Origin of the sequence: Leptospirillum ferrooxidans C2-3, assembly GCF_000284315.1 — a bacterium.
In the GTDB taxonomy this organism is placed as follows: Bacteria; Nitrospirota; Leptospirillia; order Leptospirillales; family Leptospirillaceae; genus Leptospirillum; species Leptospirillum ferrooxidans.
In genome coordinates this window covers 2,032,781-2,058,255 of record NC_017094.1, presented here as the reverse complement: position 1 = coordinate 2,058,255, position 25,475 = coordinate 2,032,781, and the positions used below count along the sequence as shown (strand labels likewise).

Sequence of the window (25,475 nt, the reverse complement as noted above, 5' to 3'; positions counted from 1 at the left end):
GGATAAGCGGGGGCCTATAGCTCAATGGGCAGAGCTACCGGCTCATAACCGGTTGGTTCCAGGTTCGAGTCCTGGTGGGCCCACCATATAATAATCATCGCCCGGAGGTTCGGGAAAGGGGGTCGGTTGTCAGGGGACCAGTCACTCCAAGAGACTTTGTCTCTGATTTATCATTTGCAATCCATGGACCTCGAAGGACAAAGGCTACGAGCCCAGACAGAAATGGCTACAGCCGCCATTCAAACGGAAAAGGCTCATCTGGAGTCTCTTGAAAGAAGTCTTGAAATCGCCAAGGAAGAGCTCCGTACACTTGAGATGAACCACCAAAAAATTGAGACGGATCTGAAAGATACGGAACTGCTTCTTCTGGAAGGAAAAAAAAGGCAAAAAGATCTGAAGCATGCGAGGGATATTCAAGCTTTTTTGTCGGAGGCGGAGTTTCGCCGGGATGAAAAAGACCGGATGGAAGAAGAGATTATCGCCAATCTGGAGGCGCAGTCCTCCCTGGCAAAAAGGATCGAGTCCCTGGAAGCGGATCTGGCGACAAAGAAAGAAGTCTACCGGCAAGAGACAGATCGATTTGCTACGGAAACGGAAGAGCGAAAGCAACGGATCGAAGAGATCGAAAAAGCCAGAAAAGATCTGGAAAAGGGATTTGACGAGGACCTTCTCGAAACCTATCAGCGCCTCCGGTCTTCCCAAAAGAATGGCCAGGTGATCACCCGCGTGATCGATGGAGCCTGTGAGTCATGCCGGATTACCCTTCCTCCAAGGACCGTTACCGAAGTCAAGAAAAGAAAACAAATCATGAGTTGTCAGTACTGTCAGCGCTGGCTCTATATCGAGGACGGGAAAGTGTCTTGATCCTTTATTGTGATGGCGCTTCCCGGGGAAACCCAGGGCCATCCTCTTATGGATGGACTCTTGTTGATGAGTCGGGAAAGTGCGTGAGGGAAGCTGGAAAGAGGCTACCGGAAGGGACCAACAATGTTGCGGAATATGAGGCAATGGTAGCGGGTCTCACTGCAGCTTGTGAGTTGGGTATTCGACAGGTGGTTGTTCGGGCCGATTCTGAACTTGTGATCCGGCAGGTTACAGGCCGCTATAAAGTCAAAAGTCCTGGTCTTTTCCCCCTTTATCAGAAAGTCATGGAGCTCTCCGGTCGATTCGACCGGATTTCTTTTGAGCATGTACCACGGGAGCAAAACAAACGAGCGGACGCACTGGCCAACATGGCCCTTGACCAGTCGATCTCTTCCCGGTAGTTCCCCGGATTTCTTCTCCGGGTCCAGTGAAAGATGTTCAGGTGGCCGCCCGGATTCGTCCGGGAGGAAAGTCCGAGCACCAAAGGGCAAGGCGCTGGGTAACTCCCAGTCCCGGTGACGGGAAGGAAAGTGCCACAGAAAAGATACCGCCCGGATTCGTCCGGGTAAGGGTGAAAAGGCGAGGTAAGAGCTCACCGCGGACCTGGTGACAGGGACGGCATGGTAAACCCCGCCTGGTGCAAGACCAAATAGGGGGGCGCTCCCGAAAGGGATAAGATTGGCCCGGTCAAGGCTCCCGGGTAAGGTCGCTTGAGTGCAAGGGTAACCTTGCATCTAGAGTAATGGTCACCCTGCCTTCCTTTTGGGGAAGGTATGACAGAACTCGGCTTACGAACATCTTTCACGGACCCGGGGAGGTTTATGTCCAAAAGAGAGAACCTCCACCCGAATTCCTCCCAGTTATCGGGTGTTTCCCTTTTTTCTGATCCGATACATGGGTATATCCCCTTTGTCTCCAAACCCGATCGGCCAGGTCGCTCTTCAGAACGGGACTTGGTCGACTCTGCCTGGATACAGCGTCTTCGCTCAATCCTTCAGCTCCAAAGCGCAAGACTGGTTTTTCCTTCGGCAGAGCATAGCCGGTTCGTCCATTCTCTAGGCGCAATGCATATCGCCGGGCGATTTGCGGATCATCTTTATCCAGGTTTTAATGAAAGTTTCCCCGGCGCACTTTCTCCTGCCCTGTTTGAGTCCCTTCTCCGAATATCTGCTCTCTTCCATGACAGCGGCCATGGTCCTTTTTGTCACTTCTATGATGATCATGTCCTCAAGACCCGATTCGGCATCTCTCATGAACGAATCAGTCAGGAGATCATTCGGGGTCCCATGAGGGCAACGATAGAAGATCTCGACCGGGCCCCTTGCGGACGGTTTATGGATCAAGAGAGATTGTCTGCGGACTGGGTTGCCTACCTTGTCGGAAAGGGAAGCCGCCAAGACCAGTCGATTCCTGAACCACCGGAGTTTATCAAAACCCTGAAGCCCCTGTTTTCAGGTCTTTTTACAGTGGACAACCTGGACTATATCCTCCGGGATTCATACATGTGCGGTGTTTCCATTGGTCCCGTAGATCTTGATCGAATCCTTTTCTATACCCGATTTCAGGAAAAAACACTTTCGTTTCATCGTTCCGGTTTAGGAGCCCTTGAAATTTTCCTGGTCATCAGATCGTTTATGTACCAGCAAATCTATTTTCATCGGACCACCAGACTTTTTGACATGGAGCTCTCGGGTTTGCTGGGGGATACGGTTGATCTTTTGTGTCCGGGAAATCCTCTGGATGACATGGAGGGTTATCTCTCCCTCACGGATCATTCTCTGATTGAGACGGTCCGACTGTGGAGAAAAGAGACAGACCCCGTAAAAAAGTCTCTGGGAGAAAAGTGGACATCCTTTCTGTTGCGGACAAAGCGGTGGGAGATGGTCTATGAGTCTGAATGGCGATCCGGAAGGGTTCATTCATCCTTTCCGGACGAGTCCTCGGTAAAAGTTAAGGAGATGGATCTTTGCCGCCTTCTGGGGTTGTCTGATGGAGCGTTAAAGATTGATATCGCATCGAGGGATACTCGACCGGAGAATCCGGCAGACTTTCAGAAAAGAGGGCTCCTGGTCTGGGATCCGCTCCTGGAAACCCTGTCGAGGGGGCCAATGACTGAACTGTTGCTGTCCTTGCCGGTCCGTCGGGTGATGATCAGGGTTTTTATCCAGCGTGATGGAAGCCCGTCTTTGCAGAACCAGAATCTCACTCTTGTCGTAAAGGAGGCGTTGGAGGGGCTTCCATGAGTGGTTTGCCCTTGCTTATGGCGAATTAACGCGCTAGATTGGACGGAGTGTGAACGGGATGGGATATCGCCCGATAAACAAGGGGGGAAAAGATGACAATGCTTCTGTTTTTAAGTCTTGCAACGTTGGTGATTGCCTTGGGGATCGTTTCCCTGGTCCTGGGGTTGGGCATTCGCCATCAGATACGGTCGGTTGTAGCTCTGACGCTCGGAGGATCGGTGATCCTTGCTGGACTGGTCCTTTTTTATGAGTCCATGGAGCACCGGAAAATGGAGTCAAGGGCTGATGCTTTTATTGTGAACGCAGGTGCGTATTTCAAGTATCGAAACACTCATCTAAAATCCCGTCCTGTGGCCTCCAAGCCGGTTATTCCCGGAAAGTCCAATGTCGGCCAGAAGCCAGCGGGAGTTCAGTGAGGGAGATGGTTCCCCGATAAATCCCAAATGGTTTTCAAAATCCCAGCTGTTGATTGATGCGATCATGAGATTCTTGGTATTTCTGAGGACATCGCTAACATAGCGCTGGACAGAATACCCTCCTTTTGAGTTCACATAATGTCCCCGCCTAAAATGCGGATGACCGTCATTATAGGCGGCAATCGCATCTTCTCCTGTAGGGTAGCGTTTCAGCAGATAGGCCAGGTAGCGGACGCCATACTGAATGTTCACCATTGGAGAGTAGAGCTTTTTGGGGGCGCCCCTGAAACCCATCATTCTGGCGGTTCCAAGAGTGATTTGCATAAGCCCCCTGGAAATATCATGAATGGCAGGTTCTACTCTTCTCTTCCGGCGATGAAACCCCGATTCCTTTTCGATGATGGCGGCGACCAGCGTAGGGTTCACATGTTGGGTGCATGCTATTTTGGTAATAGTTGCCTGATAGGGAACGGATGAAGTCAGAAGATGTGCCCCAATACACCAGGACACGGATTGAGTGATGAGCCAGTTCATGATGATCCTTTCGGTTTATCAAATGAATTCCAAGGGGAATTCCGGATTCTTTTTCTTAGGTTTCATTATTATAATGTGATCCATTGAGCCTGGTCAAGAAAAAACGAGATCATGGGATCTATATTATGATCTATTTGGAAATTTACCTTATTCGACTGAAATCAGCCTTTTTCAGCTTTTTTAGAAGGTGATTCCAAAATATATCAATTGTGGTGGAGAGGCTTTTAGAATGGACAGGGTCAATGTCGGTACGCAAAAGATCTTTCATACAATCGACCGATGGTTTTCCAAAACCGGAATTGCCTCACGTTCGGAAACCCTCAGAATGATCAGGGAAGGTCGCATTTCTTGGAATGGAAGGATTGTGACTTCTCCTGATCTATCCATTCCGGCACCTGCTGGGGGGTTCCCGGAGATTACTCTCGATGGACACATCCTTTCACCTGCGCCCTTCCTGGTTCTCGCCATGAACAAGCCGAGGGGGATTCTTGTCGGTTTGGATCCGGGAAGAAGGGAAAAAGAAATCGATCGCCTGATCGAGAAGAGTCCATGGGGACCTCAAAATGGTTTTACAGGTAAGATCACTCCTCTTGGCAGGCTCGATATGGCTTCTTCCGGTCTGATCTTGCTGACAAGTCGTCCGGGGGAGCTTGCGGATCTTCTCGATCCTGATTTTGAAGTTCCCAGAACCTACCGTGTACAGGTCAGGCCGGCGATGAAGGCGGAAGATCTGGAACGTGTCAGGAAAGGGGATGCTGGGAGCCCTTGGGGATTTATGACTCCCAAGATCGAAATCGAGAGGGCCAACGAGCGAACAACTTGGCTCGATATCACCCTTTGTGAAGGTAAAAATAGAGAAATACGCAAGATATTGTCAGGGCTTGGATATACCATCCTTCATCTGATCCGGACTCGTTTCGGGGATCTCTGTCTGGGTGATGAAGGGATGAAAAGTATCGGGGGAATATGGGACGTGACCTCACATTTTGGAGGGGGCGGTGGATTTAGAATTGACATAATACTTGACAGAATACAAAGAGGCGATATAATAGATGTGAAAGTAGCAGGGGGGTAAACCCCAAAGGTGGCGGGCATAAGGTTGATGCCCCTATAAGTTATGGACAATTGGCCGTTATGTGACAGGCCAGCATGATTGGAGGTTTCAGATGAACACTCTAAATGGCACTCTTCGTTGGGATCCTGTTCGGGAGCTTGAGGCACTTGGCCGTCGTTTGACTCCGGTTTTTGGTCGGCCCTTCGAGCGCAGGGAAAATGGTGAGTTAAAGAAATCCGAAGCGTCTATGGCGGACTGGGCTCCGGTTGTCGACATTGCCGAGGACGATGCAGCTTATCATGTCATTGCAGAGTTGCCCGATGTGAAAAAGGAGGATGTCAAGGTTGTGATTGAAAGTGGAGTTCTTTCCATCACTGGCGAGCGCACTCGGAAAACGGAAGAGGGCGACAAGAAGACTTACCACCGGGTGGAGAGAATCACCGGGAAGTTTTACCGATCCTTTGTCATGCCGGATGATGCTGACGGGGCTTCTGTTTCAGCCCAGATGAGGGATGGTGTTCTGGACATCCGGATTGGAAAGAGAGCTGAAGCCAAGCCGAAAATCGTTGAAATTCAGGTGGGGTGATTCCGGCCCGGTCCAGCGGAAAAATTGAAAATTGAATGGGGGGCTTTGCCCCCCCATTTTTATTTGGGGAGGAGTGGTGTATGGACGATCTGGTCAACAATGAATCCGGCCGCCCTTTTATGACCACCTCCACCAAAACGTTGAGCGATTCTGGCAACATCAGGGCCACCGTCACTTGATCTCAGGCTGTAAGAAACCCGACCATCAGGCTTGACCGACCATATTCCAACCATATTGTTGAATGTTTTGGCTCTCCCTCCAATTTCAGAGTTCAAAATGGGGCTGTTGACAAAAAATCCTTCTTCCCCTTCATCAAATTTTCCGGGAGTTCCCGTATTTTTGATCGCTTGATCCAGAAGCCGTCCCTGATATCTCAATATGGCCGAGCCTTCCTTGTAGAGATCGGTTTCTTCCGCTGGTTTGTTTTCAAGCTCGATGAGAAAACGGTTCCAGAGAGAAAAGTCCATTGGATATGAGGCCAGCGCCGAATTGATCTCAAGGCTTCCAGGAAGTTTCCAGAGCCAGAGGTCCTTGTCTTCAATATAGCGGATGAGTGCGGGAACATCGGTTCCCGGGTGAAAGTGCTTCCAGGCCAGCGCAGCTCCCGAATGGTTCATATCGAAGATAATGTCCTGATCCCCCGAAAAAAATTGTCCATATTTTTCCTGGGCAGTCTGATGATGGTCGATCATGGAAACACGGAGATTGTTTTTTCGGAGTTCGAAAAAAACCTCGACGGGAAGTGAAAAGTCGAGAATGTAGACATCGGAGCCGGTTGGAAGGGCTGGAAGCGTGTCGCCATAAGAGAGCGGAGTGAGTGTAATCGGGGTTTTGTCAGCATATTTTAGCCATGCGGAAAGGGCTGCGCCGAATCCATCGGAGCACTCCTGATGGTAAAAGACAACAACAGGCGCTTTTTCGATGGAGAAATTTTCTGATTTCAGGGACATGTCAATTCTCCATATGATGGGTCATTGCGAGATCAATTCGGCGAGTTTGTCCCATTCCAGTGTCAGTGCGTCGAGTGATTTTCGGGACTCATTGATCTTGACCTCGATCTTTTTGATATCGCTTTTGGCCTTGTAATCCATTTGCCCGGAAACACGGGATGCGATTTCTTCCTCAAAAGCGGTGATTTTCTGAGTAATGGACTCCATTTCCTGTTCGATGCGGGAGAGTCTGATCTTGAGGAGGTCCCGTTCGTGATCTGTCGAACCGGTTGTTGAAGGTGCTTTTTGTCCCTGGCTGATTTTTGCGTTTGGGTTCTTACCGATTGGGTCCGATTCTCTTGTCAGTGTGGGGGCCATCGGTTGCCCGCCGGATTCTGCACGCCTTTTGGCAACATAAGCTTCATAGGGGGTGTTCCACAGTGGAGTGACCTTGCCGGGCAATACCTCGATGATATCCGTTGCGACCGTTTCGATAAGGTGTCTGTCATGGGTAATGAAGATGAGTGTTCCGCCGTAGGACTGGAGTGCGAATTCAAGACATTCTCGTGAGGCGATGTCCAAGTGGTTCGTCGGCTCGTCGAGAAGAATGAAATTTGCGGGGACGAGGAGCATCCTTGCAAGGGCCAGACGGCTTTTCTCTCCGCCCGAAAGGACTCCGACTTTTTTGGTCACTTCATCCTTGCGGAACAAAAATGCTCCAAGAAGGCTACGGATCTTGGTCTGTGTTTCGGAGTCAGGAGCCTGGGATTCCATGGACTCAAGCACCGTATGGTGGGGGTCGAGAGTCTCAAGCTGATGCTGGGCAAAGTAGGTGATGGTGACATTGGCGCCCGGGATGATCGATCCCTGGTCCGGGTGCATCACTCCCGCGAGCATCCGGAGAAGGGTTGATTTGCCGGCACCATTCGGGCCCACGAGAGCAACCTTGACGCTTCGGTGAATGACAAGATCGAGTGAGGGGATGATGGTTCGTCCCTCGAATCCCTTGGTCACCCCTTTGAGGGAGACCACAATATTTCCCGAGCGCTGGGGCTGTGGAAACTTGAACTTGACTGTTTTTTCCTGGGAATCAAGTTCGATCCTCTCCATTTTTTCAAGAGCCTTGAGCCGTGACTGGGCCTGTGTGGCTTTGGATGCCTTTGCCCGGAATCGCTCGACAAAGGATTCGATTCGGGCAATTTCTCCCTGTTGCCGTTCATAGGCGGTTTCCAGTGCTTCCTGCCGGGATGCCTTTTCTTCAAGATAATGGTCATAGTGGCCAGAATAAACGGTCGCCCTTCCGCTCGAGAGTTCGATGACTCCATTGATGACATTATTCATGAAGGTCCTGTCATGCGAAATCAGGAGGACAGATCCTGAGAACTCGTTGAGAAAACCTTCAAGCCATTCGATAGAGGGAATGTCGAGATGGTTTGTGGGTTCGTCCAGAAGGAGAATGTCCGGATCGGTGATAAGGGTTTTGGCCAATGCAACCCGCATGCGCCATCCGCCGGAAAGTTCCTCGACCCGCATATCCATCTGACGGCTGGAGAAATTCAGGCCGTTGAGGATCTTTCTGGCGCGGGCTTCCTGCTCGAATCCTCCCAGGGCTCCGAATCGGGTTTGCAGATCTCCGTAACGGACCAGCATTTTTTCGTACCCCGGATCATTCTGGAAATCCTGGTCAGACAATCTGGTTTCAATACGCTTCATCTCATCTTCGACTTCCATGAGGGTCGCATCTCCACCCACCACTTCTCCGACCGCTGTCCGGTCCGATACGATTTCAAGATCCTGGGGTAGATAGCCAATCCTTGCGGAGACAGGGAGAATCACCTGACCCGAGTCAGGTTCGAGCTGCCCTGCAATCATCTTGAGAAGGGAGGACTTTCCGGCTCCGTTGGGGCCTACGATGGCCATACGTTCCCGGAGGCTGATCTTGAGGGAGAGGTTGTCGAAGAGGGTGCGCGTCGGATAGTGTTTTGAAAGATTGACAAGACTGATCATGAGTTTTTCTGGAGTCCTTGTAGGTCTATTTGAGGGGATCGGAGAGGAGCCAGGAATTCACGAAAAAGGCAAACACCAGATTTTCTGCCGTGCTTTTTTGGTGGCCGGCGAAGTCAAGAATAGCTCCCATGGATTTCACTTCAATATTATATGCCAAAAAGGGCTTGTCCGGCAATAACAGAGCTTTCCTGTCCCTGAAACCTTCCGTGATCTCTCCCTTGGCAATGCTTCCGTCTCGAGTGTAGGATGGTGGTTCGCGGAGGTTCTCGATCCAGCCGGATAGAATCCATAGGTCACAATCTTACGAAGCAGGGGAATGCCCATGTCGATGCCACGTCCTGACGGACGCAGAAATGATGAATTGAGACTGTTAAAAATGACTCCAGGCGTCAACCTTTACGCAGAGGGATCCGTTCTTGTGGAAATGGGGCAGACACGTGTCCTTTGCACTGTCAGTGTTGAGGAGCGTGTTCCGCCATTTTTAAAGGATCAGGGAAAAGGTTGGGTCACCGCCGAATATGGCATGCTTCCACGGGCAACCCATGAAAGAAATTCCAGGGAGGCGGCAAAAGGCAAACAAACGGGACGAACCCAGGAAATCCAGCGCCTTGTCGGAAGAAGCCTGCGCTCTGTGGTCATTCCCTCTCGTATAGGCCAGCGGACGCTGACTGTGGACTGTGATGTTCTCCAGGCCGATGGCGGGACACGGACGGCGTCGATCAACGGTGGTTTTGTTGCAATGTGCCTTGCGTTCTCCCAGCTGATGAAGGCAGGACTGATTACCCAGTGGCCAGTCGCCGATTATCTGGGCGCTGTTTCTGTGGGCGTTGTGGAAGGCGATCCCCGCCTCGACCTCTGTTACGTCGAGGACAGCGGAGCCGAGACGGATATGAATATCGTCATGACAGGCAAGGGAGCATTTGTGGAAATCCAGGGGACGGCAGAGGAAAAGCCCTTTTCCAAAAAAGAGCTGGACAGTCTTTTGTCTCTGGGTGAGTCGGGTATTACCCAAATCATCAAGGCCCAGAAAGAAATTTTCATGTTCCCGGAACCACTGTCCAATGATTCACGGAATGCGTAATGTCAACTCGTCCTGTTATTACCGTTGCCACAGGCAATTCCCATAAGCTTTCGGAGCTTGAGACTCTCTTCGGTCCGGAGTGGACACTTGTCCCCGCTCCGGCCGATACGGAATTTCCTCCTGAGAATGGGAACTCCTATCTTGAAAATGCCCTGATCAAGGCTCGAGCTCTTGCCCCCTTTGTGGAAGGGTGGATACTGGGAGATGACTCCGGTCTTGAGGTTGATGCACTCGGAGGACTTCCAGGAATCATATCCGCCCGTTTCTCCGGTCCACAAGCCACTTCTCTTGAAAACTGCCATGCCCTCCTGAAGGAGCTTAAGGGGGTCGAGAACAGATCGGCCCGTTTCCGGGCGGTCCTTGTTCTTGTCGAAGGAAAAAGCGGAAAGATTCTGGCAAAATCAGAAGGCGTGATCGAAGGCCGATTGACGAAGGGGCTGTTGGGAGAGGGTGGTTTTGGATACGATCCTCTCTTTATTCCGGATCAATATCAGGTGACCTTCGGAATCCTTCCTGCTTCGATCAAAAATGAGATTTCTCACAGGGCAAGGGCTGTCAGGTCCATCATTCCCAAGCTCAATGCCCTTTTGGGGGGTGTTTCTTGAAGTCTGCAGGATCATTTGTGGATGGTCCTGGAGTTTTTCTCTGGGTGAGTCTTCCAGGTATGGATCTCAGTGGCTCCGATCGAATTTTCCTGGAGGAGATGAGACCTGCCGGAGTGGTCCTCTTTTCGGAGAATATCGGACCTCCATCTTCTCCAGATTCCCTGGGGAGACTGAGAGATCTGATCCGGGAAATCAGAGGGGTGCTGGCACCGGTTCCGGTGATCCTGGCGATCGACCAGGAGGGCGGAAGAGTTGCTCGACTTCAGGATGGAGTGCCAAAACTTCCACCCATGAGAGAACTTTCCCGGGCAGGGGGAATCCCGGAGATTTTTACGGCTGGGTATGAGTTGGGCAGGGCTCTTTCCTCTCTTGATATCGATATGGATTTTGCTCCTGTCCTGGATGTTGATTCCAATCCGGACAATCCCGTTATCGGGGATCGATCCTTTTCCTCCGACCCGGAATTGGCATTTCGTTATGCCATGACCTTTTCTCAGGGGCTTTCCCTGGGAGGAGTCGTCCCTTGCGGAAAACATTTTCCAGGCCACGGGGACACTCATCTTGATTCCCACTTTGCATTGCCGACTGTCCCTGATCCAATGGATGTCCTGTTGCATAGGGAGATTCATCCTTTCAGACGTGCCGTTTCCTGGGGAATCCCGGCGTTGATGACCGCTCATGTCATGTATCCGGAGATCGATCAGGAGTGGCCTGCGACCTTGTCTGTCAAAATTTCGGAAACACTCCTCAGAAAGCGTCTTGGATTCGACGGGCTTTTATTGAGTGACGATTTCAAAATGGCAGGTCTCCGGGATCACTTCCCTTTGACCGTTTCTGTGGAGCGCTCCCTTCTGGCAAGCTGCGACGGACTTTTGGCCATGAAGAGTGAAGATCTTGCAAGACAGATGATGGAGCAGCTCCATCTTCTGTCAAAAGGAAAGCCGGTCTGGTTTGAAAAACGCAAAACCGAGGCTGTCACCCGGTTAAGGAGAGTGCTTTCGATGAGAGAATCCTCCAAAAGCTGGTCATCGTGAGCGGAGGAGTTGCTTTTTTTGATTCCGGAATGGGTGGGCTTTCCGTCCTGAAACACTTTCTTGAACTGTTTCCGGGAACCTCCGTGACCTATTTGGGGGATACGGCCCGTTTTCCCTATGGGACCAAATCGAGAGAGACCATTGTTCGCTTTGCACGGGAAGATGCCCGGTTTCTTGCGGAGATGAACCCTGATCTGATTATTGCCGCTTGCTTTACCGTATCGAGCCAGGCTTTTGATGAGTTTTCCGAAGAGGTCAACCCCATTCCGACTCTGGGGGTTCTTGAGGCAGGTGCGAGGGCCGCGGCGGGATTGACCCGCTCGGGATCGATTGGTGTTCTCGCAACCGAAGGAACGATTAGTTCGAATGCCTATCCCCGTCTGTTTTCCAGAATGAATCCGGCGATTGGGGTTTTTGCGCAGCCCTGTCCTCTGTTTGCACCACTTGTTGAGGAAGGCTGGATCTCCGGTCCAGTCGCAGAGGCTGTTTCAATGGAGTATCTGTCCCCTTATCTGACGAAGTGGAAATCGGTCGATACGATCATTCTCGGATGTACACACTATCCGCCCCTTCTTCCTGTTTTCCAGAAGATTTTGCCGGATGTGAGATTTGTCGATCCGGGTTACGAACTTGCCCGTGAAATCCTGAGTCGTAACCTTGTGAAGAATCATCCGGAAGCGCTTCCCACAACGAGGTTCTTTGTTACAGACGGAGTCGAGAGGTTTTTGCGAATTGGTCAAAATCTTTTGAAACGTCCGATGGGGAATGTGACTTTGGTGGATCCGGTTTTCGAAAAGCTTGCCGAACACGGAGAGAGAGGCTGAAAATCAGGGCCGATTTATCGTTTGTTTTTTTCGGCCTTCCGGGCAGCACAGCTCAGAACGAATTGCCTGATGATCATTTTTGAAAGGTTATCGCCTGAAAGCAGTCTTTCGGGATGCCATTGGACGGCGACGAGAAAAGGATGAGTAGGGTCAAAGACGCCTTCGACCATTCCATCGGATGTTTTTGCAAAGACAGAAAGTCCGGATCCAATCTGATCAACCCCTTGATGGTGGAAGCTGTTGACCTGATAGGTTCCATTTGGAAGCCAGTCAATAGAGGGAGTGGCTTGGACTTGAATGTTATGTGGGGACTTGTGGTCGAGAAAGGATGTTTTTGAGGAAGGAATATCCTGAAGGAGTGATCCTCCCCTGGATACGTTCAACACCTGAAGTCCGCTACAGATCCCCAGACAGGGAGTGGCATCGTCCTCTGATTTTTTAATCAGAGCCTTTTCGAAGAGAAATCGCTCGTCAACCATCCAGTCATTGTTCTCGATTTCCTTGTTTTTTCCATAAAAAGAGGGGGGAATGTCCGGACCGGATCCCGAAATCAGGATTCCGTCGAGAAAGTCCCACTGCGCAATGTCTTCTGAGAAGTCTTTATCTGAAAACTGGAAGGGTAGTATGACAACCAGTGCCCCGGCTTCCCGTAAGGTGCTGACATACGGGGCTTTAAGGAAATGCCGGGGATGGTTTTCATTGTGTTGAGGCTCATAGTCTGCCGTGATGCCGACAATTGGCAGATTTGGCCCCATCTTTAGGGGTCTTTTCTGCTGAAAGAAGAAGACTGGTGGGACGATGGGCCCGAAGAACGGTACCCGCCTCCTGTGGTGCGACGTCCACCGCTTCCGCTTCTGGAAGAGCGATCAGAACCTCCGCCCGATCCATAAGATGGCCTTCCTGATCCTGATCTCGAACCGGAAGAAGAGCCTGTTCTTGGGCGATAGGATGTTGGATGGGGAACGGAGAGGGGGTGTCTGGGAATGGGTTCACCCGTCATGCGTTCGATCGATCTCATCGTGTCGGTGTCGGCAGGATGGTAGAAGGAAATGGCCTTTCCTGTGCGTCCTGCCCGGCCGGTCCGTCCGATTCTGTGTACATAATCTTCGGCGGTTTGCGGGAGGTCATAGTTGATGACGTGGGTAATGCCCTCGATGTCGAGACCACGGGCTGCCACATCCGTTGCAACCAGAATCTTGAGGTCACCTTTTCTGAACTTGGCGAGAACCCGATTCCGGACATGCTGCGACTTGTCCCCATGGAGGGCGTCGGTCGAGTAGCCTTCCCCACTCAGGGAGATGGAGAGCTCTTCCGCTCCGCGCTTGGTTCTGGTGAAGACAATGGTCTGTCCTGTGTGATTCTTGACCGAGTCCAGGATTGTTTTCAGGATGCCCAGTTTTTGGGATCCGTGGGAAACTGTGACAATCTCCTGTTCGATCTGGGGGGATGACGGTTCGCTTGAGTTCAAGCGGATGATCGCAGCGTCTCTCTGGAAGGATCTTGCGAGTTCCTGGATCCTTGGTGGAAGCGTTGCCGAGAATAGAAGAGACTGCCGATCCTGTGGAAGGCCGGCGACAATGGCCTGGATGTCAGGGAAAAAGCCCATGTCGAGCATACGGTCGGCTTCGTCAATGATCACCATGGAAATATGGGCAAGATTGATGTTTCCCCGACGAAGGTGGTCGAGGAGGCGACCAGGTGTCACGACTGCGATGTCCCAGGGTTTTCTGAGAGACATTTCCTGACGTCGGAGATCTGTTCCACCGACGAGGAGGATCTGACGGGAGCGGGTATATTTGGAATAGGACATGGCAGCGGAGAAAGTCTGGTTCGCAAGCTCTCTTGTTGGGGAAAGGATGAGAACCCGGAAGCCTTGCTTTGCTGTTCGGGTCTGGTAAATCCGGTGAAGGGCAGGAAGGAGGAACCCGCCGGTTTTTCCTGTTCCGGTTCGGGCGATGCCGAGTATGTCCCGTCCTTCGATGATCAGGGGAATGGTGGCTGCCTGAATCGGGGTGGGAACAAAATGCTCGATATCATTCAATGCTTTCAATATTTCTGGAGCCAGACCAAGATCGGCGAAAGTGACTTGATCGACAGGCTCGTCTGCCTCAATGTTTTTGACAGGGGATAATGTGGGTTCAACGGATTGATTTTGGAACATGATACGAATACCTCCTAAGATTTTGGGCGCAGAAAACTCCTGACCCGGTTGGGGGAAACCCCCTCCTGGCGAGTCGTTCAAGTCCAGAATGCTCTCCGTCGGACGGTATACAGAGAGGGATTGACTCCATCCCTCTCAGGCAACCCCCACGTTTGATGAATTAGGGAGTAGAATCTTCGGCCGAAAGGCTGAAAACAATTTGGGAGGGTCACGCAAAAAGACTTGAATAATCGACAAACCATAAGTAAAAACGCTGGGCACATGGGCCCAACAGGTACATCCTAGCACCAGAGAGGGCTCTTTGGCAAGGTTTATGCTTGGCAATACTCGAGCTTGAGGAGATCGAATCTGATCAGGTATAATGGATGCCGAAAGAATCGGATTCGCCGAATCTAATAGGGGGCAGGACTCATCTGCCATCCTGAAACATTTTGAGAGCGTTTTCTGTTTTTGAAAATAGCTAATGGGGAAAGGAGTTATTGTGAAAAATCCTCTGGACAGTCTTTGGGGAACGGTTCTGGCCGGGTTTGCCCTGACGGGAGTGCTCTTTTTCGTAGTGAAGGCATTGGTAAACGCCTGATTGTTTTTCGATGGACATCCTGGATCATGAGAACGTTCAATCCCAAGACTCCCGATTACACAATAATGGCTCAGGCTCGGTACTTTCTAAACATTCCATTTCAGGAATCAATTTGAAGGAGATTTTATGGATCATGTGGCAACGGAACTGATCATGCGATGGGGACATTTCCTCGCAGGGATCATGTGGATCGGTCTTTTGTATTACTTCAACTTCGTTCAGGTCCCATTTCTGAAGGCGATCTCTCCCGAGGCCAAGGCCGAGGCTTTCAAGCATCTGGTTCCCCGGGCGCTGTTTTTCTTCCGATGGGCATCCGTTCTGACCGTTCTTTTTGGGCTTTCTATTCTTGGCCAAAGAGGAATGCTTGCTGATGCATTCATGCTCCACAAGGGCGCGGCTGTTATTGGCATGGGTGCCTGGCTTGGCATCATCATGATGTTGAACGTATGGGGCATTATCTGGCCCAATCAGAAGAGAGTCATCGGTCTCGTTCCAGCCCAGCCGGAAGAGAAGGCCAAAGCGGCAAGAAAGGCTTTTCTGGCATCAAGGGTCAACACAATGCTTTCAATCCCTATGCTTTTTTTCATGGGTGCATCAAGCCATGGAGCTGCCTTGTTCCATTGATCACAAGAAATATTTTATGAAAATAAAAAAGCCTGCCCAGTTTTCTGGACAGGCTTTTTTATTTTGTAGGGCAGGGCAGATGAGGGCAACCGTCGTATCCCTATACTTGAGAGATGGAGTATTTTAGGACAAAGCCGAAGGCCAAAAGACCGATGATGGCCTTCATGATCAGAACAAGGATCTTCATGCGATGATGGCTGTCGCTCATTCTTTTGTGATCTTCTCCAGTACAGACAGATCTTTCAGTCCTGTTACGGGCTGATCGAGGTGAACCGGCCGGAATGTGTAGATGATCGGGACGGCTGTGGGAATGTTCAACTCCAGAATGGACTTCTCATCGAGTTGATCAAGGACCATGACGATTGACCTGAGACTGTTTCCATGAGCGACAACAAGAATATTCTCCCCTTTTAAAAGGCAGGGGAGGATTTCCCTGTCGACATAGGGAAGAACGCGTTCAAGAGTCATTTTAAGGCTTTCTCCTCCAGGGGGAGGGACGTCAAAACTTCGTCTCCAGATATGGACCTGTTCTTTCCCATATTTTTTTGCCGTTTCATCCTTGTCGAGCCCCTGGAGATCTCCATAGTGGCGTTCGTTCAGCGCTTCATCCCTGACGACAGGCAATTGTGTGCTTCCGGTGGTTTCCATGATGATCTGAAGCGTTCGCTGTGCTCGTTTCAGATCGGAGGTAAAGGCTTTCGAAAAAGAGATTCCCTTTAAATGATTTCCAGCCCTTCTTGCCTCTTCTTCCCCAAGTTTTGTGATGTCCACATCCACCCATCCGGTGAAGCGGTTTTCAAGGTTCCACTGGCTTTGTCCGTGGCGTACAAGTGCCAGGCATCCGGGGGTGATTTCTTTAGACATGCTCTAGAACTCCTGTAAAATTGGATGTTTTCGTCTTTTAAGACACCATTTGTGGTGACGTCATTAAGTTGATCATGATATGGTATCAAAAGGCATCTGTTTTGGACATTCTTTTCATCCGAATATATTTGTAAATTAAAGAGACGATCTCATAACCACCCAATCGCCCATCGTATTTGCCGTTCATCTGAAATGAGCCATGTTTTGTTGGGGAGTGTGTTTTTGATACTGAGTCCAATGGTGATAAAAATCGTTCCCAAAAATCGACTTTTTCCTGTCTTTACCATTGTTTTTCTGATGCTTGCGTTTTTTTATCCGATGATATCCCGGGCTGCCAATCTGACCGGTAAAATCCTGGCTTTCAGACCGCTCCCCCATCTTGGTCAGAGTTGTGTGTCCTGCCATGGACCGAAGGGGGAGGGACTTGCGGGAAGGGCGACTCCTGAAATTGCCGGTCTCGACGATCTTTATGTTCAACACGAGCTGGATCTTTTTGCGAAAAAAAAACGACCTGGGGTCATGCAAATTGTCGCAGAGGACCTTTCTGCCGAAGAACGCAAACAGGTGGCACAGTATTTTTCAAAGCTGAAGTCGATCAGAAAGACTCCGGTGTTTCATCATGCGTCTTCATGGGGCATCGGTGAAAGACTGGCTCGGGAAGGTCGTCTTTCTGCCGGTATCCCCTCCTGCTTTACCTGCCACGGCCCAGTAGGGAAAGGGGTAGCCCATGCTTTCCCTCCCATTATTGGCCTCTCCCCCGGATATCTCTCAACCCAGCTGTCTTTATTTAAAGGGGGATACAGATCCGGAGATCCCGGCAATCTGATGTCGAGTGTTTCCCGGAAGCTTTCTCCCGAAGAGATCAGTGCGTTGGCACAATGGCTGTCCGGAGGCAATGACCACCCTCCTGTTTCCTTGAATCACCATGGAATTTATATTGCCGGAACGTTTCATCCTCCCGATTGGGATGGTGGTCCTCCGGGTCCGAACGGGGATGCCATCCGGTACGGACGGGAGCTCTTTCTTCACACACGAAAGCTTGCTCCCCAGTTTGACAAAAATGGCCTGAACTGTTCAGCTTGCCATCTGGGTGCGGGGACGATTGCAAATGCTGCCCCTTTATGGGCAGCATTTGTATCGTACCCTGTTTACAGGGAAAAGAATCATAAGGTTGTCACCTATGTTGAAAGGCTTCAGGATTGTTTCCGATTTTCCCTGAACGGGAAGACTCCGGCCCTATCAAGCAAGGAGATTGTTTCCCTCGAGGCATACAGCAAATGGATGGCGGAAGGAGCACCGGTCGGTGCGAGTCTTTCGGGCCGGGGATTCCGTGCATTATCCCCACCGCCCCGTCCCGTCAGCCTCGAAAACGGACGGGCGGTGTACCAGCATAGTTGCGCTCTTTGCCACGGTGCGAATGGACAGGGGCTGGAGCAGGGTGGCCGCCTTATTTTCCCTCCCCTATGGGGTGCCCATTCCTTCAACTGTGGTGCAGGGCTCCACCTTGTCGCGAAGGCAGCATCTTTTATCCAGCACAATATGCCTCTTGGAAATTCCGGAATACTATCCGTTCAGGAGGCATGGGATGTGGCCCGCTATATTGAAAGCCGACCACATCCCCTTGATCCGAGAAAAAGCGTTGTTCAGGGCCATTGATTTCTGATGACGGTCATCATTTTTCAGGGGAATCTCCTGGGGGGCTATTGCCAGATAGGTTCACCGGAGATTCCTGTTGCGGAGCCGATGCAGGCTCTTTTTATCAATATCAATCCGAATCAACGAAGGAGGAAAACGTATGAGTGAATCTGTCTCTCGTCGGGAAATGTTGGGAATGGTGGCGACAATCGGGGCAGCAGGTGCGGCCCTTGGCCTGGGTGTCGGGAAGCTTCCTGAAGCGGCGGCATCTGAAAAACTGGACCTTGAGCCCAAAGGCGATCATCACCTGAAGGCACTTTTGCGAGCACTCGAAAGGGCAAAAGGGCGTCGGGACTATAAGTCGGTGACCATGATCAGTCTCCACAAGGATGAATGGGATCATGAAGCCCTTTCACTTCTGTTCCATTACCGGGCAAAGCCCAAACAGGTATGGGATAACACGGTGATCGGATCTCCCTGGCTGAACCTCATGAGAAATTCCCTGAACGCCCAGGTCTACAGCTTTGGAAAAAAAGATGCTCTGGTGTTGTCCGCAACCCATGGAACGGCTCATCTGGCTCTTTTTGACGATCATATGTGGGAAAAGTATAAACTTCATGAAAAAGCCGGAATGAAATCAGCTCAAAATCCGCTTTTGAAGCGATCCCCTGCTTCGGAAAAGCCTCTTTCCGATCTGAACAATCCTCATGGAGTTTTATCACCGGAAGACAACAATATTCCGGTCCTGCAGGCAAGAGGGGTTGTTTTTCTGGGTTGCCACAATATGATTTGGGAGCTTTCCGGAGCGTTAAAAAAAGGCGGGGTGAACCCAGATCACAAGACCCACGGAGAGATTGCTGCGGAGTTGACAAACCACCTGATTCCGGGAGTTGTCCTGACACCGGGAATTGTGGGAACCATTCCCCTTTTGAGCGAAGCGGGTTTCCACTACGCCCGATCCTAGCCCAACCATTCACCTTTCAGAAAGGGAGGCATTGTGAATCAACGACCTTTGATGACGATACTGGCTGTTTCTCTCCTTCTTGGAGGCGTTTCTTCCGGAAAAACGGTTTGGGCAGATGAGACTTCCACCTATCCGCCATGGAGCCATGGGCATAACAATCCATCTGTCGGAAAAGGGGTGAATGTCACCGTTCCGGATGTGGACAATCTTCCGGATCTCCACGGAAACATGAGCCATCCCGAATTGGTCATGTATGTGGGTGGAAATTACTTTTTTGCAATGGCTCCACTCGTTGAGGCCTTTGAGAAAAAATATCCAAAAATCCGGGGAAAACTCTTTTACGAAACCCTTCCGCCCGGTCTTTTGGCCAAACAGATCGCCGAAAAAGGCCGACTCACTGTCGGTAATGCGACGATGACGGTTCCCGGAGATCTTTATGCGGCGGGTCTTGGACAGGTCCGGAAACTGATTGCGAAAAAGCTTCTGGTTGGTCCTCCAGTGGCCTATGCGACAAATGACCTGACGATCATGGTTCCAAAGGGGAACCCTGCGGGAATCAAGGGGCTTTCCGATCTTGGAAAACCAGGGGTCCGTCTTGTCATGCCCAATCCGGCATGGGAAGGTGTTTCCCGCCAGATCAAGGGCTCACTGGTAAAGGCTGGAGGGGAGAAGCTTTCCAAGACGGTCTATGAGGACAAGGTCAAGAATGGAGAAACAACATTGACCCGCATCCACCATCGTCAGAGTCCGATGTTTCTGATGGCCAAGAAAGCTGATGCCGGTGTGACCTGGCGTTCGGAGGCCATCTTCCAGGAGCAGGTCGGACATGCGATTGAAAATGTCGCCATCCCTGACAGCCAGAATGTCAAGGCGATCTATGCCGCTTCGATCATTCGTGGAGCCCGTCACAAGCTATGGGCAAAGCGGTGGCTCATCTTCCTCAAATCACCGGAGGCCCAAAAAGTGTTCAGGCATTTTGGCTTCAAGTCGGTGACAAAGGCGGATCTGAAGAAGTAGAAGTCTGGGGTCATTGCAGATTCATTGAAAAGGGGCCGATCAGGGCCCCTTTTCAAGTCTTCGGGAGAAAAAAATCACTGGAACCTTTTCAGAAAATCTTCAAGAGCAGGAAGCGGGACGGGGCGACAGATCTCGAAACCCTGAAGGACGTGGCAACCCATCTCCAGTAGACGTTTTTTTTCGGCACCGGTTTCAACCCCTTCTCCGACAACATCAATTCCCATATTTTCCCCAAGGTGGATAATGGTCTTGACGAGCTGCCTGGTTCTATTGTGGCGCTCCATATGAAGGACATAGGCCTGGGGAATCTTGATCTCGTCGACATGAAGTTCCGGAAGATTGGGAAGGAGTGCCGATCCCAGACCAAAATCATCGACCGAGATCCGAACTCCGAATTCCCGGATGGCTTCCAGAAATTCAAGGGACTTTTCAAGATTTTTCATCAGCAGGCTTTCCGTCAGCTCAACGGTCAGCCACGTTGCGATGGCTGGGTCGCGTTTGATTCTCCGGAGAAATGATTCGGTAAATCCCGGGGACCAGAAATGGGTCGGGGAGATGTTGATCGAGAGTCGGACGGGGGGACGTCCGTCTTCGAGCCAGTGATGGATGGTTTCAATGGCACGTTCAATGGTCCATTCCCCGAGCGCCGTCATCAATCCTGACTCTTCTGCCGTGGGCAGGAAGACGTCGGGGAGCAAGAGTCCGTCCTCCGGGGAGTTCCACCTCAGAAGAGCTTCAATTTCCGTGACAAGACCTTTCTGGAGGTCGACGGCCGGCATGTAGTAGAGAGTGAATTCCCCTTTTTCAAGCCCGTTGATAATGGCCTTGGCCTGACTGTGACGCCGCTGTACTCTCTTTTCCATCTCGGGATCGAAAAATTGCCAGTTGTTCTTGTTATGGCTTTTTGCCTGATACATGGCGATATCGGATTTCCTGAGAAGGTCTCCGGCATCGGATGCGTCTTCAGGAAATGTCGCGACGCCCATGGAGGCGGTGATCCGGATCGGCTGGTCTTCGATCAGGATGGGTTCGAGTATGGCATCGAAGATGCGCTGGATCAGAAAAAGGATCTCGTCGATTTCGACAAGGTCTGTGATCAGAAGAACAAACTCATCGCCTCCGAGGCGCGAGGCGGCATCGGTTGAACGAAGTGTTCTTGAGATCCTTTGTGCGACCGTTTTGAGAAGGATGTCCCCTGCAGCATGGCCAAAGGTATCGTTCACCTCTTTGAATCCGTCGAGGTCGATAAAGAGGAGCGCAAGGCTTTTTTGACTTCTCGCCGATCGTTCTGTTTCTGTCCTGAGGCGATCAAGGAGGGCAGCTCTATTGAGAAGACCTGTCAGTGCATCGATATGGGCCAGTTGCCAGATCTCCCTCTCCTGCTGGATCTTTAATGTCTGGTCTTTCTGGATGGCGACAAAGTGAGTGATCTTCCCTTCGGAGTTTTGTATGGGGGTAATGCTGATCTCGACCGTGTATGGTGTCTGGTCTTTCTTGAAAGCATCCAGAACGCCTTCAAACGGTCGGCCTTCCCGGACCGTTCTCAAAAGGGCCTCATGGATTTCCGGATGTCCGTTTCCGTAAGTGGTAAGCCAGGCATTTGTCCCGATCAGCTCTTTTTCCGAATATCCGCTCATCGAAACAAGCGCCGGATTGACCCACCCGATGGTTCCGTCCGCCGAAGTGATCATGATGCCATTCGACACGTTTGCCATGGCGGCATCCTGAAGCCTCATCCTCTCCTGTTCGCTGAACCGCTCCAGAACGATGGAGATTCTTGACAGAAGCTGATTAATGAATGCGATCGAACGATTTCCAATGTTGCTCGTCCGGTCCAGAAACAAGGTCAGGGCTCCGACCGCCTTTCCCTTTTCATGTATGGGGAAGGAATGGATGGTTTCACATCCTGAGGCCAAAAGAAGATTTCGGAAGGGGTATTCATCCGGAGAGTCCTTGAGACGAATTTCCTGATGGCGGTCTTTTCTGGATGCGAGATGTGAAGTTTCTTTTTTGAATCCCTCGACATCCGGAGCGTTTCCGGAGAGCCGAATGGCTGCCGAGAGCTTGGGGTCTTTTGAAACAAAGGAGCGGATCGAAAGTTTGTGGGTTTCATCCAACGTTGCGATTTGGACCGCAAGGGCGTCGTAGATGGACTGGACACCGGAGGTAAGAAGATCGAGAAGTCCCTGGAAATTGATGCCGTTCAAGACGTTGGCGTCAAGCTTTGCCAAAAGCTGGTCGATCTCCATCTCTTCTCGCTCAATGGTCACATCTTTTTGATGGCCGAGAATATGGGCAATTTTTCCCCGATGATCTTTTAGCGGGGTGATCAGCGTCTGGGTGAAGATTCTTCCGCCGCTCTGGCTGATCCCTGAAACTTCTCCTTCGAAGGGTTTTCCGGAGCGTATGAGCTGAAGAAGCGACTTTGCTCCGGATGTTGTCGAAATGGGGTCAGAGAAGATGGATCCGAGGGAGATTTCTTTTGCTGGAACCCGATCCGACCCCAGCATCCGGAAAAACTCATTATTGGCCCACTCGACCTCTCCCTTGGGGTTGGTGATCCACATGGGGTTTTTGGCCGCTTCCATTGACGCTTGCTGGATCCTGATCAGGTTCTGTTCTTCAAATCGGGAGAAGGTGCTCCGGATCTTGAGGGAGAGGTCTTTCAGGAGGGACACGACTCCATCGGAAAGATTTTCCTTTTTTTGAACGGCGACGGTCAGCCCTCCGATGATCTGATTCCCGCTCTGTCTTGTGACTGGAAGAGAGATCATTCCCTCTATGTGATTGTTTTTGATCCACTCTTGAACGATCGGGGTTTGGGGCGAGGAGGCGTCATAGACTTGGGGGACTCCGGAGGTAAGGGCACGGCCCAGAAGCGTCCTGTTTCCAGGCTGTGTGTTCCATTTGAGTGGTGCCAGAAATCCACGGATCTTCTCATCGATTCCGGGGTGGTTTGAGGCAATTTCTATGACCCGGAAGGATCCGTCCGGCTGTGGTGTTACAAAACAGGTCCAGTGAAATCCGAAAAGATCCTGAATCTTCCGGACGATGAATGAGATCAGGTTGTCCAGCGGGTCTCCGAGAAGGATCCGCTGGTCGAGCTCCGCCCAAAGCCGGTTCATTCCTTCAATAAGGATTTCCTGGGTGATGTCCCTGATATGAACCGTCAGGGCCTTTTTATCCCCATAAGGGATGAGTGATACGCTTGTGCTGGTGGTAAAGATCGTTCCATCGGACCGCCTGATGCGGCTTCGGAAAAGGGAAGAATGGCCCGAATATCCTACCAGAAGTTCTGAAAGGAGACTGAAGTCCTGTTCTGAGCTGACGAGGAACTCTTTGATGTGTTTCCCGACCAGTGCTTTTTGATCGGAGACTCCCAGCATGTTGAAAAACACCTTGTTGCTTTCAAGAAGAAGAAGACGTTCCGGATCCAGCAGGAAAATGCCATCCGGAGCCTCATCGAAAATGGCCTTTTTCTGAATTTCGATCCGGTGTTCTTCTAACTGGGCAAAGGCAATCTCAATTCTGCCCGCCAGATCGGTGATCTGTTCCCGAATTTTTTCTGAAAGCTCTTCGGGTTTTTTGACAACGATGCTCAGAACACCCCAGGGGGACTGATTATTTCCCTTCTGAATGGGGACTGCAAATCCCGCTGCGATTCCCAGATCCCGGGCTGTGTTTCCGATGGGAGATCCCCAGTTGATCTCATACTCATCGATTTCAACATAGATGGGACGTTTTTCAATAAAGGCTTTCCCCACGAGAGTCCGGATGCCGGGTGGTGTATTCCACCTCAAGCCTGAAAAGGATTTCAGGATGAATTCATGTATGGCGGGGGATTCTCCGGCAATCTGCAAAAGATTGAACTCTCCCCCTTCGACCGGGAGCATGAAAAGTGTGCAGGCGAATCCGAAAAGACCGGAGAGCCGGTCGACGATCAGGGAGAGAAGATTTTCGGGGGGATCGCCCTTGAGGATCATCCGGTCAATTTCCACGAGAAGGGCATTGATCCCCTTTGTTTCGTAGTCAGACGTGATATCCCGGACATGGAGCAGAAGATATGGTTTGTTGCGATCATGAATGACGGTACCGGTCAGGTCCGCAAAAAAACGGGTTCCGTCGAATCTGGTCAATGGCTCGACTGTTGATGAAAATCCGGATTGACCCGATGTTTGGAGGATCTCCTGGAGTGTCTCTCCGGACCTTTTGAGGAATCGTGAGAGATCCCAAGGAGAGTGATCTGGCGGTGTGCCCACCATTTTCCGGAAGGTTCTGTTGAAATCCATCACCTGGCAGGTTGTTGGGTCAACAAGGAGAATCCCATCAGGGGCGAGATCGAAGAGTCGTGATCGCCCGAAGACATGAGTGTGTAATGAATTCCGGTTCAGACAATCCGCAATGGCAGATGACAGGATCTCCAGATCCTTGAGAAAAGTCTGATCAGCTTCCTCGCTTTTCTCAAGCCCGATCGTCAAAAGCCCAAAAGGGAGATCGCCCTCCTCACCTGTGCCGAAAGGAATTGTGAGGGTTGTCTTGATGCCCATTTTCTGGAGGAGGTCGGAAAGAGAGGGTCCTTTTTCCATGTCAGGGGTTTCGATCTGGATCTTTCCGCTGTCGATCGCTTTCCCGATCGCTGATTTCAGGCCGTCAGGGGTATTCCATCGAAAAGATCTGAAATAAGAGAGGAGGAGATCCGGGTCTCCCTGATCCTTCCCGCTGATTCCTGAAGTTTTCAGGGAGCCATCGGGGGATGGGATGGAGAGAATGGAAAAATGGATTGGAAAAATCGTTCCGAGAGCCCTCTGGAGATGGGTGAAAAAGAGATCAGGCTCTTTACGATCCCTAAAATCCTTCTCCGCCTCTTCGACAAGATGGAGGATTGAACTCCTTCTTGTAACAGTCTGGCGTTCCCGGAAGGTCAGAAGAAAACAGGCCTTTCCATTGTTTACAATTGGGCGACAGTCGACCTCAAGTGAGATCTGCCGTCCGGTCTGGTCAGGGAGATTCACTCCGATAGAAGAGAACGGCTCTCCGGTTTCGAGGATCCTGGAAGTTGCCGTCTTGATGGATCGAAGAACCGAGGTTGGAAGCGGATCGTTCGTAGACAAGCCGGTCAGCTCAGAAAATGCCTGGTTGCTGTCCTGGATGGTGTTCGATTCGGGGTAGAGGATAATGGATGGAACCGGAAAGAGATCGAACAGATGTGGTTGGTTCCTGATGGGATTCTTGGAATCAGCAGAACCCATTTTCCTTGACTCCCCCGGGACCGTTGACTGAGGAACGACGTGTCTTTTGAAACAAAATACCGAAACTCCTTTTTCCATCATGGCACAGGTCGAACCATTGGGTCGACCACCCTAACACCAAGATAGGAAAATCGATCTTTGAAATTAAAGGGAAGATATCGGAATGTCTAGAAAAGTGCAAGTTTTTTTTCGGTTTTCGAGAGT

The 25,475-nt window shown here is 51.0% G+C and carries 21 protein-coding genes, 1 tRNA gene and 1 other RNA gene; 16 read left to right on the top strand and 7 right to left on the bottom strand.

Going from position 1 to position 25,475, the window contains the following annotated elements:
* The first annotated feature begins 10 nt into the window (after positions 1-10).
* From LFE_RS10355 to LFE_RS13975, 6 genes are all read left to right on the top strand, one after another.
* A tRNA-Ile gene (locus tag LFE_RS10355) sits at positions 11-86 on the top strand.
* A gap of 70 nt (positions 87-156) precedes the next feature.
* The gene (locus tag LFE_RS10350) at positions 157-864 is read left to right on the top strand and encodes a zinc ribbon domain-containing protein (protein ID WP_148272625.1); all 708 of its coding nucleotides are present in this window, start codon (positions 157-159) and stop codon (positions 862-864) included.
* Complete coding sequence (locus tag LFE_RS10345) at positions 861-1,265, top strand: ribonuclease HI family protein (RefSeq protein WP_014450173.1); 405 nt, start codon at positions 861-863, stop codon at positions 1,263-1,265. The genes LFE_RS10350 and LFE_RS10345 overlap by 4 nt, the downstream gene beginning before the upstream one ends.
* Before the next feature lie 29 nt (positions 1,266-1,294).
* Positions 1,295-1,670: RNase P RNA component class A (rnpB, locus tag LFE_RS13395), an RNA gene on the top strand.
* A gap of 15 nt (positions 1,671-1,685) precedes the next feature.
* Positions 1,686-3,107 carry an HD domain-containing protein gene (locus LFE_RS10340; protein WP_014450172.1) on the top strand — a complete coding sequence of 474 codons (1,422 nt, stop codon included), beginning with the start codon at positions 1,686-1,688 and terminating at the stop codon, positions 3,105-3,107.
* A 92-nt stretch (positions 3,108-3,199) separates the two neighbouring features.
* Positions 3,200-3,523: a hypothetical protein gene (locus tag LFE_RS13975; RefSeq protein ID WP_014450171.1), complete on the top strand. Its 324-nt coding sequence runs from the start codon at positions 3,200-3,202 to the stop codon at positions 3,521-3,523.
* On the opposite strand, the gene LFE_RS13260 is transcribed toward LFE_RS13975, so the two are convergent.
* Positions 3,443-4,057, bottom strand: a complete 615-nt coding sequence (locus tag LFE_RS13260; RefSeq protein ID WP_014450170.1) for a lytic transglycosylase domain-containing protein — start codon at positions 4,055-4,057, stop codon at positions 3,443-3,445. The genes LFE_RS13975 and LFE_RS13260 overlap by 81 nt on opposite strands.
* Positions 4,058-4,286: 229 nt before the next feature.
* Here LFE_RS13260 and LFE_RS10330 point away from each other — a divergent pair, with 229 nt between their 5' ends.
* Together LFE_RS10330 and LFE_RS10325 are read left to right on the top strand one after the other, a co-directional pair.
* Entirely contained in the window at positions 4,287-5,132 is an 846-nt protein-coding gene (locus LFE_RS10330) for a pseudouridine synthase (RefSeq protein WP_014450169.1), read from the top strand.
* Positions 5,133-5,223: 91 nt separating this feature from the next.
* Positions 5,224-5,697 carry an Hsp20/alpha crystallin family protein gene (locus tag LFE_RS10325; RefSeq protein WP_014450168.1) on the top strand — a complete coding sequence of 158 codons (474 nt, stop codon included), beginning with the start codon at positions 5,224-5,226 and terminating at the stop codon, positions 5,695-5,697.
* A gap of 59 nt (positions 5,698-5,756) precedes the next feature.
* On the opposite strand, the gene LFE_RS10320 is transcribed toward LFE_RS10325, so the two are convergent.
* The gene (locus LFE_RS10320; RefSeq protein ID WP_014450167.1) at positions 5,757-6,647 is read right to left on the bottom strand and encodes a DHHA1 domain-containing protein; all 891 of its coding nucleotides are present in this window, start codon (positions 6,645-6,647) and stop codon (positions 5,757-5,759) included.
* Positions 6,648-6,668: 21 nt separating this feature from the next.
* The gene (locus LFE_RS10315; protein ID WP_014450166.1) at positions 6,669-8,633 is read right to left on the bottom strand and encodes an ABC-F family ATP-binding cassette domain-containing protein; all 1,965 of its coding nucleotides are present in this window, start codon (positions 8,631-8,633) and stop codon (positions 6,669-6,671) included.
* A 328-nt stretch (positions 8,634-8,961) separates the two neighbouring features.
* On the opposite strand from LFE_RS10315, the gene rph reads away from it, so the two are divergent.
* From rph to murI, 4 genes are read left to right on the top strand one after another with little or no spacing between them, the layout of a single operon-like run.
* Positions 8,962-9,714 carry a ribonuclease PH gene (gene rph, locus LFE_RS10310; RefSeq protein WP_041775034.1) on the top strand — a complete coding sequence of 251 codons (753 nt, stop codon included), beginning with the start codon at positions 8,962-8,964 and terminating at the stop codon, positions 9,712-9,714.
* The gene (gene rdgB / locus LFE_RS10305; protein ID WP_014450163.1) at positions 9,714-10,319 is read left to right on the top strand and encodes an RdgB/HAM1 family non-canonical purine NTP pyrophosphatase; all 606 of its coding nucleotides are present in this window, start codon (positions 9,714-9,716) and stop codon (positions 10,317-10,319) included. The genes rph and rdgB overlap by 1 nt, the downstream gene beginning before the upstream one ends.
* A complete protein-coding gene (gene nagZ / locus LFE_RS10300) occupies positions 10,316-11,353 on the top strand; it encodes a beta-N-acetylhexosaminidase (RefSeq protein WP_014450162.1) in 1,038 nt (345 codons plus the stop codon). Before rdgB ends, nagZ begins: the two co-directional genes overlap by 4 nt.
* Positions 11,350-12,177 carry a glutamate racemase gene (gene murI / locus LFE_RS10295; protein WP_014450161.1) on the top strand — a complete coding sequence of 276 codons (828 nt, stop codon included), beginning with the start codon at positions 11,350-11,352 and terminating at the stop codon, positions 12,175-12,177. Before nagZ ends, murI begins: the two co-directional genes overlap by 4 nt.
* 14 nt (positions 12,178-12,191) lie before the next feature.
* Here the strand turns inward: murI and LFE_RS10290 are convergent, their stop codons facing one another.
* Both LFE_RS10290 and LFE_RS10285 read right to left on the bottom strand, forming a co-directional pair.
* On the bottom strand, positions 12,192-12,932 hold the full coding sequence (locus tag LFE_RS10290) for a gamma-glutamyl-gamma-aminobutyrate hydrolase family protein (RefSeq protein WP_014450160.1): 741 nt from the start codon (positions 12,930-12,932) through the stop codon (positions 12,192-12,194).
* A gap of 2 nt (positions 12,933-12,934) precedes the next feature.
* Positions 12,935-14,338: a DEAD/DEAH box helicase gene (locus LFE_RS10285; RefSeq protein WP_014450159.1), complete on the bottom strand. Its 1,404-nt coding sequence runs from the start codon at positions 14,336-14,338 to the stop codon at positions 12,935-12,937.
* Between the two features lie 706 nt (positions 14,339-15,044).
* On the opposite strand from LFE_RS10285, the gene LFE_RS10280 reads away from it, so the two are divergent.
* Positions 15,045-15,542, top strand: a complete 498-nt coding sequence (locus tag LFE_RS10280; RefSeq protein ID WP_014450158.1) for a urate hydroxylase PuuD — start codon at positions 15,045-15,047, stop codon at positions 15,540-15,542.
* A 204-nt stretch (positions 15,543-15,746) separates the two neighbouring features.
* Here the strand turns inward: LFE_RS10280 and LFE_RS10275 are convergent, their stop codons facing one another.
* Positions 15,747-16,406, bottom strand: coding sequence for a 2,3-bisphosphoglycerate-dependent phosphoglycerate mutase (locus tag LFE_RS10275; RefSeq protein ID WP_014450157.1), 660 nt, complete (start codon positions 16,404-16,406; stop codon positions 15,747-15,749).
* 222 nt (positions 16,407-16,628) lie between these two features.
* Between LFE_RS10275 and LFE_RS13255 the strand changes: the two genes are divergently transcribed.
* The 3 genes from LFE_RS13255 to LFE_RS10260 all read left to right on the top strand — a co-directional run bounded on the left by LFE_RS13255 (position 16,629) and on the right by LFE_RS10260 (position 20,022).
* Positions 16,629-18,062: a c-type cytochrome gene (locus LFE_RS13255; RefSeq protein WP_158310269.1), complete on the top strand. Its 1,434-nt coding sequence runs from the start codon at positions 16,629-16,631 to the stop codon at positions 18,060-18,062.
* Between the two features lie 139 nt (positions 18,063-18,201).
* Positions 18,202-19,005 carry a thiosulfate dehydrogenase gene (gene tetH, locus LFE_RS10265; protein WP_014450155.1) on the top strand — a complete coding sequence of 268 codons (804 nt, stop codon included), beginning with the start codon at positions 18,202-18,204 and terminating at the stop codon, positions 19,003-19,005.
* A 33-nt stretch (positions 19,006-19,038) separates the two neighbouring features.
* Positions 19,039-20,022 (top strand): substrate-binding domain-containing protein, encoded by a 984-nt coding sequence (locus LFE_RS10260; RefSeq protein WP_014450154.1) that lies wholly within the window; start codon positions 19,039-19,041, stop codon positions 20,020-20,022.
* 74 nt (positions 20,023-20,096) lie between these two features.
* On the opposite strand, the gene LFE_RS10255 is transcribed toward LFE_RS10260, so the two are convergent.
* Entirely contained in the window at positions 20,097-25,271 is a 5,175-nt protein-coding gene (locus LFE_RS10255) for an EAL domain-containing protein (protein WP_158310268.1), read from the bottom strand.
* Between the last annotated feature and the right edge of the window lie 204 nt (positions 25,272-25,475).

Bases quoted from the DNA above. Each gene is read 5' to 3' on its own strand.
- LFE_RS10340 (WP_014450172.1), top strand. From the start codon at position 1,686: ATGTCCAAAAGAGAGAACCTCCACCCGAATTCCTCCCAGTTATCGGGT.
- LFE_RS13975 (WP_014450171.1), top strand. From the start codon at position 3,200: ATGACAATGCTTCTGTTTTTAAGTCTTGCAACGTTGGTGATTGCCTTG.
- LFE_RS13260 (WP_014450170.1), bottom strand. From the start codon at position 4,057: ATGAACTGGCTCATCACTCAATCCGTGTCCTGGTGTATTGGGGCACAT.
- LFE_RS10330 (WP_014450169.1), top strand. From the start codon at position 4,287: ATGGACAGGGTCAATGTCGGTACGCAAAAGATCTTTCATACAATCGAC.
- LFE_RS10325 (WP_014450168.1), top strand. From the start codon at position 5,224: ATGAACACTCTAAATGGCACTCTTCGTTGGGATCCTGTTCGGGAGCTT.
- LFE_RS10320 (WP_014450167.1), bottom strand. From the start codon at position 6,647: ATGTCCCTGAAATCAGAAAATTTCTCCATCGAAAAAGCGCCTGTTGTT.
- LFE_RS10315 (WP_014450166.1), bottom strand. From the start codon at position 8,633: ATGATCAGTCTTGTCAATCTTTCAAAACACTATCCGACGCGCACCCTC.
- rph (WP_041775034.1), top strand. From the start codon at position 8,962: ATGCCACGTCCTGACGGACGCAGAAATGATGAATTGAGACTGTTAAAA.
- rdgB (WP_014450163.1), top strand. From the start codon at position 9,714: ATGTCAACTCGTCCTGTTATTACCGTTGCCACAGGCAATTCCCATAAG.
- LFE_RS10290 (WP_014450160.1), bottom strand. From the start codon at position 12,932: ATGGGGCCAAATCTGCCAATTGTCGGCATCACGGCAGACTATGAGCCT.
- LFE_RS10285 (WP_014450159.1), bottom strand. From the start codon at position 14,338: ATGTTCCAAAATCAATCCGTTGAACCCACATTATCCCCTGTCAAAAAC.
- LFE_RS10280 (WP_014450158.1), top strand. From the start codon at position 15,045: ATGGATCATGTGGCAACGGAACTGATCATGCGATGGGGACATTTCCTC.
- LFE_RS10275 (WP_014450157.1), bottom strand. From the start codon at position 16,406: ATGTCTAAAGAAATCACCCCCGGATGCCTGGCACTTGTACGCCACGGA.
- tetH (WP_014450155.1), top strand. From the start codon at position 18,202: ATGAGTGAATCTGTCTCTCGTCGGGAAATGTTGGGAATGGTGGCGACA.
- LFE_RS10255 (WP_158310268.1), bottom strand. From the start codon at position 25,271: ATGGGTTCTGCTGATTCCAAGAATCCCATCAGGAACCAACCACATCTG.